The sequence below is a fragment of the Flavonifractor sp. An4 genome (genome assembly GCF_002161755.1).
In the GTDB taxonomy this organism is placed as follows: Bacteria; Bacillota; Clostridia; order Oscillospirales; family Oscillospiraceae; genus Flavonifractor; species Flavonifractor avicola.
In genome coordinates this window covers 93,600-107,281 of record NZ_NFIL01000003.1, presented here as the reverse complement: position 1 = coordinate 107,281, position 13,682 = coordinate 93,600, and the positions used below count along the sequence as shown (strand labels likewise).

19 protein-coding genes are annotated in these 13,682 nt (G+C 47.6%); 11 read left to right on the top strand and 8 right to left on the bottom strand.

The genetic code is table 11. The features are described 5' to 3' along the window. The first annotated feature begins 12 nt into the window (after positions 1 to 12). From brxL to B5F94_RS02530, 7 genes are all read left to right on the top strand, one after another. Entirely contained in the window at positions 13 to 1,464 is a 1,452-nt protein-coding gene (brxL, locus tag B5F94_RS02555; RefSeq protein ID WP_076944459.1) for a BREX system Lon protease-like protein BrxL, read from the top strand. Then, entirely contained in the window at positions 1,454 to 1,651 is a 198-nt protein-coding gene (locus B5F94_RS02550) for a hypothetical protein (protein ID WP_071430723.1), read from the top strand. The genes brxL and B5F94_RS02550 overlap by 11 nt, the downstream gene beginning before the upstream one ends. 9 nt (positions 1,652 to 1,660) lie before the next feature. Further along, a complete protein-coding gene (locus B5F94_RS02545; protein ID WP_235821954.1) occupies positions 1,661 to 2,785 on the top strand; it encodes a cysteine desulfurase family protein in 1,125 nt (374 codons plus the stop codon). Positions 2,786 to 2,858: 73 nt separating this feature from the next. Next, complete coding sequence (locus B5F94_RS16395) at positions 2,859 to 3,032, top strand: hypothetical protein (RefSeq protein WP_158100246.1); 174 nt, start codon at positions 2,859 to 2,861, stop codon at positions 3,030 to 3,032. A 2-nt stretch (positions 3,033 to 3,034) separates the two neighbouring features. Next, complete coding sequence (locus B5F94_RS02540) at positions 3,035 to 3,694, top strand: SIMPL domain-containing protein (protein ID WP_083389885.1); 660 nt, start codon at positions 3,035 to 3,037, stop codon at positions 3,692 to 3,694. Positions 3,695 to 3,714: 20 nt separating this feature from the next. After that, positions 3,715 to 4,683, top strand: a complete 969-nt coding sequence (locus tag B5F94_RS02535; protein WP_071430717.1) for a hypothetical protein — start codon at positions 3,715 to 3,717, stop codon at positions 4,681 to 4,683. A gap of 12 nt (positions 4,684 to 4,695) precedes the next feature. Then, the gene (locus B5F94_RS02530) at positions 4,696 to 4,935 is read left to right on the top strand and encodes a hypothetical protein (RefSeq protein ID WP_071430715.1); all 240 of its coding nucleotides are present in this window, start codon (positions 4,696 to 4,698) and stop codon (positions 4,933 to 4,935) included. A gap of 64 nt (positions 4,936 to 4,999) precedes the next feature. On the opposite strand, the gene B5F94_RS02525 is transcribed toward B5F94_RS02530, so the two are convergent. The 5 genes from B5F94_RS02525 to B5F94_RS02500 form a co-directional block, all read right to left on the bottom strand. Next, a complete protein-coding gene (locus B5F94_RS02525) occupies positions 5,000 to 5,227 on the bottom strand; it encodes a sporulation initiation factor Spo0A C-terminal domain-containing protein (RefSeq protein ID WP_071430713.1) in 228 nt (75 codons plus the stop codon). A 131-nt stretch (positions 5,228 to 5,358) separates the two neighbouring features. Next, positions 5,359 to 5,676 (bottom strand): helix-turn-helix domain-containing protein, encoded by a 318-nt coding sequence (locus B5F94_RS02520; protein WP_071430711.1) that lies wholly within the window; start codon positions 5,674 to 5,676, stop codon positions 5,359 to 5,361. A gap of 435 nt (positions 5,677 to 6,111) precedes the next feature. Then, positions 6,112 to 6,534 carry a hypothetical protein gene (locus B5F94_RS02510; protein ID WP_087233705.1) on the bottom strand — a complete coding sequence of 141 codons (423 nt, stop codon included), beginning with the start codon at positions 6,532 to 6,534 and terminating at the stop codon, positions 6,112 to 6,114. A 14-nt stretch (positions 6,535 to 6,548) separates the two neighbouring features. Beyond that, a complete protein-coding gene (locus tag B5F94_RS02505) occupies positions 6,549 to 7,208 on the bottom strand; it encodes an endonuclease/exonuclease/phosphatase family protein (RefSeq protein WP_071430708.1) in 660 nt (219 codons plus the stop codon). Continuing rightward, positions 7,205 to 8,710: a DNA methylase gene (locus B5F94_RS02500; protein WP_087327422.1), complete on the bottom strand. Its 1,506-nt coding sequence runs from the start codon at positions 8,708 to 8,710 to the stop codon at positions 7,205 to 7,207. The genes B5F94_RS02505 and B5F94_RS02500 overlap by 4 nt, the downstream gene beginning before the upstream one ends. Positions 8,711 to 8,833: 123 nt before the next feature. On the opposite strand from B5F94_RS02500, the gene B5F94_RS02495 reads away from it, so the two are divergent. From B5F94_RS02495 to B5F94_RS02480, 4 genes are read left to right on the top strand one after another with little or no spacing between them, the layout of a single operon-like run. Next, positions 8,834 to 9,622, top strand: a complete 789-nt coding sequence (locus tag B5F94_RS02495; RefSeq protein WP_087327419.1) for a hypothetical protein — start codon at positions 8,834 to 8,836, stop codon at positions 9,620 to 9,622. Positions 9,623 to 9,634: 12 nt separating this feature from the next. Further along, complete coding sequence (locus B5F94_RS02490; RefSeq protein ID WP_087327415.1) at positions 9,635 to 10,108, top strand: tyrosine-type recombinase/integrase; 474 nt, start codon at positions 9,635 to 9,637, stop codon at positions 10,106 to 10,108. Then, complete coding sequence (locus tag B5F94_RS02485; RefSeq protein WP_087327412.1) at positions 10,105 to 11,067, top strand: tyrosine-type recombinase/integrase; 963 nt, start codon at positions 10,105 to 10,107, stop codon at positions 11,065 to 11,067. Before B5F94_RS02490 ends, B5F94_RS02485 begins: the two co-directional genes overlap by 4 nt. Beyond that, positions 11,054 to 12,094, top strand: a complete 1,041-nt coding sequence (locus tag B5F94_RS02480; protein ID WP_087327408.1) for a tyrosine-type recombinase/integrase — start codon at positions 11,054 to 11,056, stop codon at positions 12,092 to 12,094. Before B5F94_RS02485 ends, B5F94_RS02480 begins: the two co-directional genes overlap by 14 nt. A gap of 146 nt (positions 12,095 to 12,240) precedes the next feature. On the opposite strand, the gene B5F94_RS02475 is transcribed toward B5F94_RS02480, so the two are convergent. The 3 genes from B5F94_RS02475 to B5F94_RS02465 are packed head-to-tail and all read right to left on the bottom strand — an operon-like array spanning position 12,241 to position 13,681. Next, positions 12,241 to 12,624, bottom strand: coding sequence for an MmcQ/YjbR family DNA-binding protein (locus B5F94_RS02475; protein WP_071430704.1), 384 nt, complete (start codon positions 12,622 to 12,624; stop codon positions 12,241 to 12,243). Positions 12,625 to 12,648: 24 nt separating this feature from the next. Next, positions 12,649 to 13,227 carry a flavodoxin family protein gene (locus B5F94_RS02470; RefSeq protein WP_071430702.1) on the bottom strand — a complete coding sequence of 193 codons (579 nt, stop codon included), beginning with the start codon at positions 13,225 to 13,227 and terminating at the stop codon, positions 12,649 to 12,651. Positions 13,228 to 13,264: 37 nt separating this feature from the next. Beyond that, positions 13,265 to 13,681 (bottom strand): UPF0158 family protein, encoded by a 417-nt coding sequence (locus tag B5F94_RS02465; protein ID WP_071430700.1) that lies wholly within the window; start codon positions 13,679 to 13,681, stop codon positions 13,265 to 13,267. Position 13,682 lies beyond the last annotated feature (1 nt).

Below are 13,682 nucleotides of genomic sequence, written 5' to 3'. Positions count from 1 at the left end.
GGAGGGATACTCGTGACCGAAAAACTTCGGGATTGTTTCGATGAAATGGTCGTCTACAAGGATTTGAAGAAAAGCAACTTCTTTTCTGCGTTAGGTCTGCCATCGTTTTTGAGAGACTGGCTGCTCAAAAAGTTTGCTGATGATGAAGGTAATCTGGACATAGACGAACTTACGGATTTTATCCGCACCTATCTTCCGAATAAAGAAGAATGGGTCAGAATCAAAGATAGAATCATTAACGATAACGAGCGTGTCAAACTCCTGACCAAGATTTCTGTCGATATAAGCATAAAAACCGGAGAAATCACCTTTTCATTGCCCGACTTCGGTTTGACAAATAAAGAAACCATGATTGATGTGTCTACATGGGATCAGTATCGTGGAGAGCTTATCAGTGGGCAGGAGGTCTGGGGTGTGGTCGAGCTCGGCTATCGACCCCCGGATGACACTGCGAAGCCTAAAATTCCAGGGAAAATTCGCCTTACTGGATTTACAAATTTCTGCCCTTATACTATTGACCTTGATTATTACAAGGATGTTCGGAATGAATTTACAACTTCCGAGTGGATTGATGTGCTGTTAGGGGCCATAGATTACAATGCGGGCGGGTATGAAAGTGAGGAACAAAAGCTTTCCATGCTGACACGCATTCTTCCCTTTGTGGAGAAACGCCTCAATCTGATAGAGCTTGCACCCAAAGGAACTGGCAAGTCCTATGTATTTGGCCATGTGAGTAAATATGGTCTTCTAACAGATGGCGGAAAGGTAACTCGGGCAAAAATGTTTTATGATACCGCTCGGAAGACTCCCGGCTTTGTTACCGGCCACGACTTTATCGCAATAGATGAGGTAAAGTTGGTGCAGTTTGGCGATGTGAACGAAATGCGCTCTATCATGCAGGGATATATGGAGTATGGACAGTTTAACATCGGTGGCTACGAGGGGAAATCTGATGCAGGCATCATCTTCCTGGGTAACATCGCACAGGATAATATGGATGAGTGGCAGAATATGTTCTCCGAGCTGCCCTCACTATTTCAAGAAAGTGCATTGGTAGACCGAATCCATGGTTTCATCAAGGGTTGGGATATACCAAGAATGAATGATGATTTGAAGCTGTCCGGCTGGGCGTTAAATTCAGAATACTTCTGCACCATTTTGCACGAGCTTCGCAATGATGTGAGTTATAGAGCGATTGTTGATCAAATTATTGATGTTCCTGATAGGGCAGATACCCGTGACACGGAGGCCGTAAAGCGCATTGCAACAGCATATTTGAAGCTGTTGTTCCCGAATGTGCGGAGCGCACGGGACATCAATCCAAAGGGATTCCAGCAATATTGCCTTCGTCCTGCTGTCCGTATGCGTAAAATCATCAAACGGCAGCTTGGGATTCTCGATGTGGAGTTCAAGGGTAAGGATGTGCCTTCTTTCTCGCTGAAGGAGATTCCTTATGAAAATTGATTGTATCATCTGCGGTAAAAATAATCTTAACAAGAACACCATCGGTATTAACAAAAAACTATTGGGCGAAGACATGGAGAATTTCTACTGTATGGATTGCCTTGCCGAATATCTTGGGTGTACTGTTGAGGAATTGCTTGATAAAATCGAGGAGTTCAAAGAGGAAGGCTGTAAATTATTTGAATGAGGTGGGATTGTGAAGCGTTTTATCTATGCGGATAATGCAGCCACAACACAACTGGATATTGATGCGTTTGAGGCGATGCAACCATATCTTTTAGAAGAATACGGAAACGCTTCGCAGCCCTATTCATTTGCGAGAGCGCCCAAAAAAGCTCTGCGGGAATCGAGGGAAATCATTGCCCAGTGTATTGGCGCTCAACCTGACGAAATATTTTTCACTTCAGGTGGTACGGAAAGCAACAACTGGGCAATAAAGGGAACTGCATTTCTCGACCCGGAAAAACACGGATTTATAACATCAGCCATTGAGCACCATGCGATTTTGCGTCCGTGCGCTGATATTGAAAGAATGGGCTATCCCGTTTTTTATCTGCCGGTAGATTCTACCGGCAAAGTAAATACCGCAACGCTGTCAGAACACATTGCACCGGATACTCGGCTGGTTTCTATTATGGCCGCCAACAACGAGATAGGCTCCATTCAGGACATTCCAGCGTTAGCTGCCATTGCTCATTCCGTTGGCGCAATGTTTCATACCGATGCTGTTCAGGCGGTTGGACATATCAAAATAGATGTGAACGATCTTGGTGTAGATATGCTTTCTGCTTCCGCCCACAAATTCCATGGTCCCAAAGGTATCGGCTTCCTGTATGTCCGAAAAGGGACGCCGCTGGCTCCATACGCAAGTGGCGGCAGTCAGGAAAACCACATGAGGGCGGGCACAGAGAATATCGCATCTATTGTAGGTATGGCGGCTGCATTAAAAAAATGTGTAGATGGACTGAAAGATACAGCGGAGCATTTAACTCGGCTGGAAACCAAACTAATCATGGGCTTGTCAGATGCGAATGTACGATTTTCCAGAAATGGGAGCGCAGCACATATCCCCGGGAACATCAGTCTCTCTTTCCCCGGCTACAGTGGTGAAGCCCTCTTGCACCGATTGGATTTGATGGGAATCTGTGTCTCTACTGGTTCAGCCTGCAATAGCAGAGAAACACAAATATCCCATGTGTTGCAGGCGATTAAACTGGAGCCAGAACTGGCAAAGGGAACAATACGATTGTCGTTAGGAAAGAACAATACAGAAGGCGATATCGACGAAATCGTTGATGCACTTTTGCGAATTTTGAAGTAGAGCTTCTATTGAATACGATAACAATCATCAGCACTTGCTGGATGTGATGAAGTCCCTGTAAGGTGGTGTCATGATGAGCGAAGAACAACCCCTGATTGATTTTAGCCAAATCCCAGAATATGAAATGAAAGCCCTCTGCCGTACACTGCTGCAATCTTGCAGGGAGTTCTATTCCGACCCCAAGAATGTTGAGAAATTTGAACGGTGGAAAGCAGAGCGTGACAAGGAAAACAGAAAAGAGGTGTGATGATGTCAAGGACGATAACCGTAAAAGGAGTTGGCAGAGTCTCCACTCCGCCGGATTACATCGTCATCTCCATGAGCCTTGAAGCGCAGGATACGAACTACGAAAAAGCGATGGAACAGGCCGCACTCCAGATTGACTATCTAAACAAGGCGCTGGAATCTGTCGGATTTAAGAAGAAGTCTGTAAAAACCGTGAATTTCAATGTTCGCACAGACTATGAACGAGTAAAAGACAGAAACGGCAACTATAAAAGCGTATTCAACGGATATATCTGCAATCACCGGCTCAAAGTTGAATTTGATTTCGACACAAGGCGGCTGGCGCAGTCCCTTTCCGCAATCTCAAAATGTCTTGCCAAACCAGAGCTGTCCATCGCCTTCACAGTAAAAGACCCGTCTGCGGTCAACAAGAAGCTTTTGAAATCCGCAACGATCAACGCACGGGAAAAAGCGGAAATTCTTTGCGAAGCCTCGAATGTGGCGCTGGGAGATCTGCTCGCCATCGACTATAATTGGGGCGAACTCAATGTTGTCTCACGCACTGAATATATGCTTGATGAAAAGTGCTTGGCGATGCCGATGGGAGCCATGGCCGATATGGACATCGAACCGGATGACATTGATGTAAGCGACACAGCCACTTTCGTCTGGGAGATTCGATAATCAGAATGTGAGGTGCGGAAATGACTTGGGATGAATATTACGAAAAGTTCTATGACTGGGCGACGAGTACACAGATTCGACGGCTTTCCGCCCTCACCTCCTATGGCTCCCCGGCTGAAGTCACCGAAGTAGCTATGGAATTGTGTGATGAAAAGGCCGCAAGTCGGCTGATAAACAGAGCCTTGGATGCCGGTGTCACCTTTCAAGTCGAGAATATTGAGGATTTGAATTGCTGCGTGGATACAGCGACGATGAAGCGTGTCGTTTCCTCCGTCCAAGGAACACTTTCCGATGAAGCGTTGGATACCCTCACCGGCTGCATGGATGATGAAGTATTCCAGACACTTCTGAAAAAGGCTACGAGCGACCAATATGCACCGGCAACGATTATGGAGTTGGTTGACTGCGCAGATGAAGAGACCTTCAAAACGATGGTAATGAAAGTCACGGGATGCTTTGACGCTGAGCAGCTTGATATTTTGAGGGATTATCTTGACCAGGCAACTATCGAGACTCTGATTGAGAAATCGTTACAGGGCAAGGTGCGGTTCGCTCCGCAGCAAATCATGGAGTGGCTCGATTTTGGAATTTCGGAATCCCTCATTGAAAAAATGTCGCTGACCGCCCAAGGGACATTTGATGCCAATCAAGCTGAGGAGTTGTATGATGTACTCCCAGACGATACATATTTGAAGATTGCGAAAAAGCATCATCTGGAACTTCACAATGAGCCCATCTACGAGGACATATCTTATCAGGAATCCGCAGCACCTCGATTGGGCTTTTGGGGAACGCTATTCGCTGCGATTGCCGGAATCAATGCAGTTTCCCGGCACAGCGAACGACACCAGCATAACGGACATTGTAACGGGGACTGCGCCAACTGCCCTCCCCACTATGGGTATCGCTATGGACGATGGTACTATGGCCACGGTCATCAATACGGCTGCGAGTTTGGAGGTAACAAAGGCGATGGCAGCATGGATTGATGAGGTGCATTGATGTTTGGAAAAAAGAAAAAGGCTCCTGCGCCGGCCTTCGATGTGACGCAAAAGCTGAAGAAAACCTGGTATGGCGGCAAGAAACGGATTCCTACCACAAAGGCGGAACAGCGCAAGATGAAGGAGGCAATCCTGAAGGTTTATCCCGAGGCGATTGTCATAGATGATAATGCAAAGCGGCAAAGGGAACTGGATTGGATAGATCGAATTAAGGAATACGATGCCTTGTTCAATGACTAAGGCTATAAAGCCACCGAGAAGATAGCAGAGGGAAACCCGCTACAACATGGTCAGAGCATCCAATTTAATGTAATGATCCGTTTTTATCCAGCATCATTGCCACCTGAAAGATGAACTCTTCCGGTGTCGGTCTGTCGCTTTTGAATGACATCATATCCCATAACTTTTGCGCCTCCTTGTCATGGTGATCGTAAGCATGATCAATAGCCAACTGCATTTCACGGAGTACATTTTCTGGCGTGGTTCCGTTCTCCCTGGCAATTTTCGCAATAATCTCTTCAAAGTTTTTCATGGATATTCCTCCGTCTTTAGACTTTTCTCTTGTTCTTTGGCGCAAGTATAACATCATAAGAATGTCGAAATCACTCACATTTTGACAGAGGAAAAAGAAAAAGCGTGGAAGAGCCGAAAGCTCTTCCACACTCATCTATCTACCAATACAGACACTACTTTTAAGACCCGCATCCTTTCTTCGTGAGGGAGCGCCTCGATGGCGGCAGAAAGCTCCGAAGCAACTCCGGCAGTCGCTCGATCCACCACATCCACCAGAAGGTCATCCGCAGATACGCCAAGCACATTTGCAATCGCTACGAAAGTGTCCATCCTCGGAATCTTGGTTCCGCGTTCAATCACGCTCACATGGGTCGGGCTAATGTCAATGCAGGCGGCAAGATCTTCTTGTGTCATGTTCTTTTTCTCCCTTGCAGCCTTGATTCTTTGTCCAACTGCTCTTGCATCCATCCTGCCACCGCCTCCTTTAGAACTCGCTTTTGTTCTAAAGAATAGTATAGTGGTGATGGCCTGATTCATACAGAATCCAAAGAACGAGGTATAATTCTAAAGAACTGTTTACGCGGATAACTTTCAGCAAAGATAGAAAAATCGAGTATCAGGTAAGGCAGTATTGATTGACTGCGCTTTTGATAGCACGCACCAATCAATCGTTTTTTTCAATCTGCATCCAGCGGCGCACTGACTCGAACAGTGCAGATGGCTTCACGCAAGACCTCATGGTCGAGCTGTCCTGGCGCTGCCGCAGTAATAGTTTACAACACGATCCGCCCCGATGCCCGAATGCCTTGTAGTCTCCACCGCATCGATACTGGTGCCAAAGAACAGAAATTCCCAGCCATATAGGAGGACTCTTCTTCGGTTTGGTCGCAGGGAAAGCAGTAATCACAAAATTCCTCGAAAGCATTCACTCTCGATATCGGCGATCTCATCCAGTGGGATTTTCGTCCCATCGGTCAGAACAAATACTCGCTCATAATAGTCAATCCGTTTCAGACTGCCGGTGTGGGATGTATAGGAGCCTCCGGCCTTCCTCTCATCCGGGACGAAGTAGGTAATGGTGATCTCCGGTCGGTCTGCTATGATGTCCTGAAGGTACTGCTGTTTCCGGTCCAGCTCCTCCCGCACTTCCTCCCCAATCTCCACTTTTGTATCTGTCAGCCGTCCGGTTTCCTGGATGGCATCCTCGTAGCCGGTGAGAGCGGCGAAGGGGGAAAACTGTGCCGCTCTGTCCAGCATGGACATCTGCGGCCTTGTTTTGGAGACATGATGGGGCAGATGGATGATGTCATCATACTGTGTTTTCATGATTTTTGCCCCCCTCAAAAGGTGACCACAATTCCCTTGTGGTCGGATAAACGCTTGTCCACATTCCATTCTTCCAGAACTGGCCGTTTGGTGGTAACCATACTGCTTGACACGGCAATGTGGTCAATGCACTCTGTCTGTCTTTCGGTCAAAAGGGTCAATCCTGTATCACGAAACAAATCCAGAAGCGTTGTCCTTGCGGCCTGTGTGAAACAGTAGTTATCCGAGAAGGAGCAGTTAAAATCTCCGCAGACACATATCCCATCGCCCAATTCGGACAGGCGGCGAATGTCATCACACTGCCGGTGCAGTTGTTCCATGAAGGAAGAATGACGATTGCCCAGCGTACCTATGATTGTCCCATACACCAGCAGATTCCCTTTTTCCGTCTTTAGCTCAGCACAGAGGGCGGTACGCGAATCATAGGTTTGATGCAGCCGAACAACGGGATAGTTGGTGTAAAGCGAGACGCGATTTTCTGTGACGGCATAGGGAATGGTCTTATCTCCCATCAATGATGTGGTCTCGCAGCAGAAGGCATAATCGGGATGCAGCCGCTTGTCTGTCTCGGTCAGCACAAGGATGTCGGCATGGATGCCATCACATAAGCCTTGTATCTGGTCGAGCTGTTTTTTGTGCCTGAGCCGCTCCACATTCCATGTGGCAATTTTCACGCCCTATGCCCTCCAATCTGCCCGTTCCTGTCCTTGGCCGTTGCCCCTTCTTCCAAATTCATTCCCCGGAGGATCGCATTCTTGCCGAACTTCTTCTTGATGGTCAGCATAGCCGTCTGCATTTTCTGCTCCCGCTCCAATTCCTGCTTTTCCCGTTCCTGCTGCGCCTGTTGTGCGGCATAGTCGGTAAACAGGTCGAGCTGTTCAAAGCCCCCGTTTTTCACCGGCGCAGACTCTTTCGGAAGGACATGGTTCGCCACCACATTCAGCCTTCGGATGAGAAGGTTTTTGCCTACAATGCAATCAAACAACTCTGCCGCAGCGCACATTATTTTGCGTGTAGATGATGTGTGTCCGTCCAGATTGATGGTGCCATGGGCGTGTTTGGGGATCTGGCGTCCGTAATGATCCTTCACAACCGCACCGTGGTACTTTGCTTTTCTGGCCGGGTCGGTGAGGTTTTCGATGTCATAGCCCACCGTCACCACCAGCTGATCGGTGACAAGCCCCTTGTCCACCAGATCCAGCGAGAGCATATCGGCCATCTCCCGCAGGACAAGCCGTGCCTTCTCCGCATTGTAGGGACAGTGAAGCACCTGCCCGGAGCCTAAGCTGTTGGAGCTTGGCCTGTATGCCTTGATCGCCTCAATGGTGGCCGGCTCCCAGCCCCACGCATGGTCGATGAGCAACTCCGCATTTTTCCCAAAGAGTTGATACAGTAGGTCCTCGTTGCGCTCGGACATCCGCGCCACATCGCCCATGGTGAACATCCCATGCTCTTCCAGCTTCTTTGCATAGCCACGGCCTACCCGCCAGAAGTCGGTGAGAGGCTGATGCGACCACATGGTCTGCCGGTAGGTCATCTCGTCCAGCTGGGCGATGCGTACCCCGTTTTCATCCGCTGGGATATGCTTCGCCACAATATCCATGGCCACCTTACAGAGAAAGAGGTTGGTGCCGATCCCCGCCGTGGCCGTGATGCCTGTTGTCTCAATGACATCCAGTATGATCTTCATGGCAAGGTCATGGGCAGACAGCTTGTAGGTATTCAGGTAGTCGGTCACATCCATGAATACCTCGTCGATGGAGTAGACCACGATGTCCTCCGGGGCGATGTATTTCAGGTAGACCTCGTAGATCTTTGTGCTGTATTCCATGTAGTAGGCCATGCGGGGCGGGGCGATGATGAAGTCGATTTCCAGCTTCGGGTTTTGTTGCAGCTCAGAGATGAAGTGTGACTTGCCCTCCAGCACTCTGCCCGGAGCGTCGTGCCGCCGTCCGGCGTTGGCCTCCCTGACCCGCTGCCTGACCTCAAAGAGCCGCCCCCGGCCGGAAATGCCATAGCTTTTGAGGCTTGGGGTGACGGCAAGGCAGATGGTCTTGTCAGTGCGGCTTTCATCCGCCACAACAAGATTGGTGTCCATGGGGTCAAGCCCGCGCTCCCGGCATTCCACCGAAGCGTAGAAACTCTTCAAAAAAAGCCGAATTCGGCTTTTTCTCAATAATGCCGAGGAAAAAGAAATGCCGATATAATTTAGAAAAGGTTGAAATACAAGAGGAATTCAAGTAAATATCGGCATTACCTGTTATACTTGGAACACCAAATATAATAGGGGGTGTATGCTTTGCAAAGGATAGAAGATGCAGTAAACGGAGTGCTGGAGGCTATGCGCCAGCGGGGAGTCAGCGAATACAGTCTAAAATGTATACGTTGGAGTGTCTACCGTCGCATTGTCGTTTGGCACCACACGCATGACACAGACATCTGCTCTTATGAGCTTTTGAGTAGCCTGTGTGAACTACAACGAATCCGATATGAACACGGAGAAATAAGCAGGAAATTTTACAGGGCATTTGTAACAGCAGCTTTTCGCATCCGCTCTTATGTGGATACTGGGAAAGTCGATTTTTCCATAGTAAAAGACACAAAGTATTACAAGCCCGGCAAAGAATATCAAGAACTCGTTGATTCCATTTTGAAAGCAAGTGGATTGACAGAGGGCTCTCAATATAAGCTTGCAATCATTATGCGTCAATTCTTTTGCTTTTTCGAGAAACGCCATTCCAGTATCGAACAAGCAACAGACCGGGATTTTCTTGATTTTATCCCAGAGGCTGCGAAAAAGAATCCTAATAATATGACCTGTACGATGCGTGCGTTACGGTATATTACACAGTATCTGAATGATCATCAGCTGGCCGAGATAAGTGTTGACCTCAGCATTTTCAGGCCTCAGTCTCCTCCAAACCGCATGATTGCTCCATTCACACAAGACGATATCGCCGCCGTGATGGATGTGATAGGATCTCATTCTAAAACGCCGAAACGGGACGCGGCAATCATTCTGCTTGCATTTAATTCCGGGCTTCGCTGTGTTGATATCAGGAATTTGAAGCTGCATAATATCGACTGAAAAAAACAGGAATTGCGTATTGTGCAAAAGAAAACTGGGACGCCGATTTCTGCTCCGCTAAACGGAAGAACTCTCAATGCCATTGCGGAATATATTTTGGAAGAACGGCCAAAGTGCGAAGATGTCCATGTTTTTCTGCGGGCATACCCACCGTATACGGCAATAAAAAGCACCAGCCCCTTGGACTATATGATAGATAAATATTGCCGCCTGGCATCTGTTGAGAAGATAGACTATCGGTCATTTCACAGCCTGCGGCGAGCATTCGGCACTGAGCTCGCCATGGCCGAAGTCCCGGTGACATCCATCTCTCAGATGCTTGGCCACAGCGACATGAGTGCCGACAAAGCGTACCTCAGTTTCAATAAAACACAAACATCTCTATGTTCCTCCGATTTCTCAGGAGTACCAATTACAAAGGGTGTATATGCCTCTCATTTTCCGGGTGTTCGCCGCGAAGCAGGAAAAGGCGGTGATCAGGAGTGAGCTTTAAACAGGAATTAACTGCCGCATATCATGAAATGCTCGATATCAAGGTATCGTTAGGATATAAACAAAGGACCTACATGTCCCATATCTTGCCTTTCATCGAATTTTGTGCAGATTCCTATCCTGATGCTACGGAAATTACAAAGGAGATGCTTGACCATTGGCTGCTGACGAAGAACTTTAACGCTGATAGTACCCGCCGGATTGCAATTATCAATATCAGGCACTTTGCCCGATTTTTGAACGCGATTGGGAAAAAGGCATATATACCGCCTTCAGAGTACAATGTCAAGGCACAGCGGTATCTGCCATACATTTTTACCGATGAAGAGTTGGTACAGCTTTTTGATTCGATTGACTCTTTAACGAACAGAATAGACCGCCAAGAATATCACCCGGAACTGATTCTTCCGGTCGTGTTCAGATTAGAACTATGCTGTGGTATGCGACCCGGCGAGCCGTTCAACCTTAAAACAGAGGATATTGATCTGAAAACAGGCGATATTTTTATCCGAAAGAGTAAGCGGGGCAAAGATCGCCATATTATTGTGTCTGATGATATGCGAGATCTGTGTACTGTTTATAACGGTCTTACGGGCAAGCGTGAATGGTTTTTTCAGTATCCGGACGGCGGACAAATTCCAACGCGCTGGGCACAATGGCATTTTTCCAAAGCATGGAGGAAGAGCACTCTTTTCTCCAGAGGAAATAATCCCAGACCATATGACCTGCGGCACAACTTTGCCACTCGAACGCTGATGCGCTGGATCGATGAAGGCCGGGATGTTATGGCGCTCATGCCATATCTCAGCACTTATATGGGACATGTCAGCTTAGAAGAAACCCTATACTATATACACCTTTTGCCGGAAAGATTAAAATCCTCGCCCGGAATCGATTGGAAGATGCTGAACGATATATACCAGACAGAGGAGGGATCTGATGAAGAAGATTAAAGATCCGGTTCTGTTTGAAAAGATTCGTAAGTTTTTAACAGAGGATATGCCTGTCCTAAGGAAAAAGAGTCCCAACACCGTTGAAGCGTATCGCTATACACTAAATATTTACTTGGTGTTTTTATGCAAAAAGCACTCAAAATCGCTGTATAACGTTACAGTAGAGGACTTTAGCCAGAAAAACATTCTTTTCTTTTTGGACTGGCTGATAGAGGAGCGTGGAAATAAAGCGTCTACAGCAAACTTGCGGCTGAGACACATAAAACGGTTTTGCCGGTTTCTTATGGATGAAAATATTCTGATGATATCCGAACTGTCGGCCATTCAAAAAATAGCGGAAATCCCCAACGCTTCCGAAGACACAATCAAATTTTTAACCATTCAAGAGACGAAGCTTATTCTTTCGCAACCGGATACGAGTAAAGCGATTGGAATCAGGGACAGTCTTTTTATGTACCTGCTTTATGACAGCGGCTGCAGAATTCAGGAAATTCTGAGCTTAAAACTTAAAGACTTTTTCGTACAGAATGGGACAGCTGAACTGCACATCATTGGCAAGGGGAATAAATTTCGGATAACTCCAATCTCGGAAGAGTTGATTCCGAAGTTTGAACGGTATTGCAGACACTATCATAAAAGCAGCACCTATGATGATTACTTGTTCTATACAAAGCGAAGAGGGGTCTGCTCGCAAATGTCCTGTGATACTGCGCAGACTTTTATTAAAAAATATGGAATCATGGCACAGAAACTCAACTCGACCATTCCCCATGTACACCCCCATTTATTTAGGCACACCCGCGCTATGCACCTGTATATGGCAGGTATGCCGCTGGAGCTTGTTTCCCAATGGCTCGGCCATTCTCAGCTGGAGACATCTTTGATTTATGCCAGGGCCACTACCGACATGAAACGTAAAGCCGTTGATAAAATCTCCGCAAAAGAAAACTCTGTATTTAAGAGCGACGAAAAGTTTAAATATGCTGACAATGAAGATGTGATTCGGCAGCTTTACGGTCTAATGTGATTTAAAATGCCGATATTTATTTGAATTCCTCATTTGTTTCAGGTACTTCCAAATGATATCGGCATTTCTTTTTCCTCGGCATTATTGAGGTCGATTGCGATGTAAGTGCGCTGCTTCATGCTTCGGTACGCCTCCTTTCAGCGGCATCAGCTTTTCTTGGCTTTCTTTTTCCTCTTGGGCGCTGTTGCGCCATAGCTCATATCCAGCAGCATTTTGATCAGTTCGTCCGGCACACTGCCGTCTAAGGCAACCGAGATCCAGTTTGCCTTGTTCATGTGGTAAGCCGGAAAGATGCCGGGTTCTTTCCGCAGTGAGCCGATGAGGATCGGGTCGCATTTGAGGTTTACCACATCAATAACATCCGAGCCTGCCAGACCCAGCTTGTTTTTGGGAACATCCATCACAAGGGCAAACCATTTGCGGTTGCCCGGATGCCGGAAAACCTCGTTGTTGGGGTATTTTATCCACGGGTGGTTTGCCTCACAGGGATAGGTTTCAAGAATATATTGCTTGAACTGTCCCCGATTCATTCTGCAAACCTCCCGCTGCATTGCTCAATAGATGTGTTTTCCAAATTCATATGCCTCTTGCAGATGGTCGGTCTTGTCAATCTGTGGCTTGCCGTTGGTGTCGCCGCAGCCTCCGGCCAATAGCATCCCTCTGTCATGGAATCCGATGTAGTTGACAAGGGTAAACTGATAGTAAGAAACCGCTTGCTCAAATGTCCAGAAGAAATTGTCAGCGGAGGTCATCAGCAAGGCGCAGTCTTTGGAGGGGTATTTCTCATACCGTCCCAACGGCGGGTTGGGATCTTCCTCTGCGATGCAATAAAAGCGCTCGATCAGCGCCTTTAGCTGAGCGGAAATCGTCCAGAACAGTAAGGGTGAGGCAAAGACAATGCAGTCTGCATCCTTAATTTTGGGAACAAGCTCGTTGAAGCTGTCCTTCTGTACGCAAGGCTTTCCATACCGACAGGCGTTGCATCCCATGCAGCCCTTTACTTCCTGTTTTCTCAGTGAAATAACTTCTACGGTATGCCCCGCTTCTTTCGCACCACGGGCAAAGTGTTCCACCAACTGGGCAGTATTTCCGTTGGGTCTGCCGCCCCCTTGGATAATGAGAATGTTTTTCATCCGGAACCTCTTTTCTGCTCTTGATACAGCTTCCAATTTATTCGTACTCCACATCGTTGTCCCGGCACCAGCGCTCTGCCAGCTCCCGGTAGGCATCCGCCTGATAGTCGTACCACAGCTGCTCGATGCCGTGGAAGCGGATGGTCTGCTTGAAGCGCCGGAATGCACCCCTGCCCCGGATCGCTGCGCCGAGTTCGTTTTTCATCCTTCCCGGCGGGAGGTAGTCCACAAAGGAGTCCATGATGCTGTATTCGTGGATATCATATTTTGTCGGAAAATGCAGGAACCGCTTCGGTTCGTTCTCAACCAGAGCGGCAAGCGCCTCGTCGGTCTCACCAGTGACCCACGCATCGGGCAGATAAACCGTTTCGTTGGTTTTGGTGTCGTAGAGCATCGTGTAGGCATCGCTGGCCTGTTCGATTGCGTCTATGACTGTTTGCAGCTTGATTTTCATA

Coding starts and splice junctions, on each gene's coding strand:
- B5F94_RS02525 (WP_071430713.1), bottom strand. CDS start 5,227: ATGAAAAACTTTGAAGAGATTATTGCGAAAATTGCCAGGGAGAACGGA.
- B5F94_RS02475 (WP_071430704.1), bottom strand. CDS start 12,624: ATGAATCGGGGACAGTTCAAGCAATATATTCTTGAAACCTATCCCTGT.
- B5F94_RS16395 (WP_158100246.1), top strand. CDS start 2,859: ATGAGCGAAGAACAACCCCTGATTGATTTTAGCCAAATCCCAGAATAT.
- B5F94_RS02465 (WP_071430700.1), bottom strand. CDS start 13,681: ATGAAAATCAAGCTGCAAACAGTCATAGACGCAATCGAACAGGCCAGC.
- B5F94_RS02480 (WP_087327408.1), top strand. CDS start 11,054: ATGAAGAAGATTAAAGATCCGGTTCTGTTTGAAAAGATTCGTAAGTTT.
- B5F94_RS02550 (WP_071430723.1), top strand. CDS start 1,454: ATGAAAATTGATTGTATCATCTGCGGTAAAAATAATCTTAACAAGAAC.
- B5F94_RS02510 (WP_087233705.1), bottom strand. CDS start 6,534: ATGAAAACACAGTATGATGACATCATCCATCTGCCCCATCATGTCTCC.
- B5F94_RS02530 (WP_071430715.1), top strand. CDS start 4,696: ATGTTTGGAAAAAAGAAAAAGGCTCCTGCGCCGGCCTTCGATGTGACG.
- B5F94_RS02540 (WP_083389885.1), top strand. CDS start 3,035: ATGTCAAGGACGATAACCGTAAAAGGAGTTGGCAGAGTCTCCACTCCG.
- B5F94_RS02520 (WP_071430711.1), bottom strand. CDS start 5,676: ATGGATGCAAGAGCAGTTGGACAAAGAATCAAGGCTGCAAGGGAGAAA.
- B5F94_RS02470 (WP_071430702.1), bottom strand. CDS start 13,227: ATGAAAAACATTCTCATTATCCAAGGGGGCGGCAGACCCAACGGAAAT.
- B5F94_RS02535 (WP_071430717.1), top strand. CDS start 3,715: ATGACTTGGGATGAATATTACGAAAAGTTCTATGACTGGGCGACGAGT.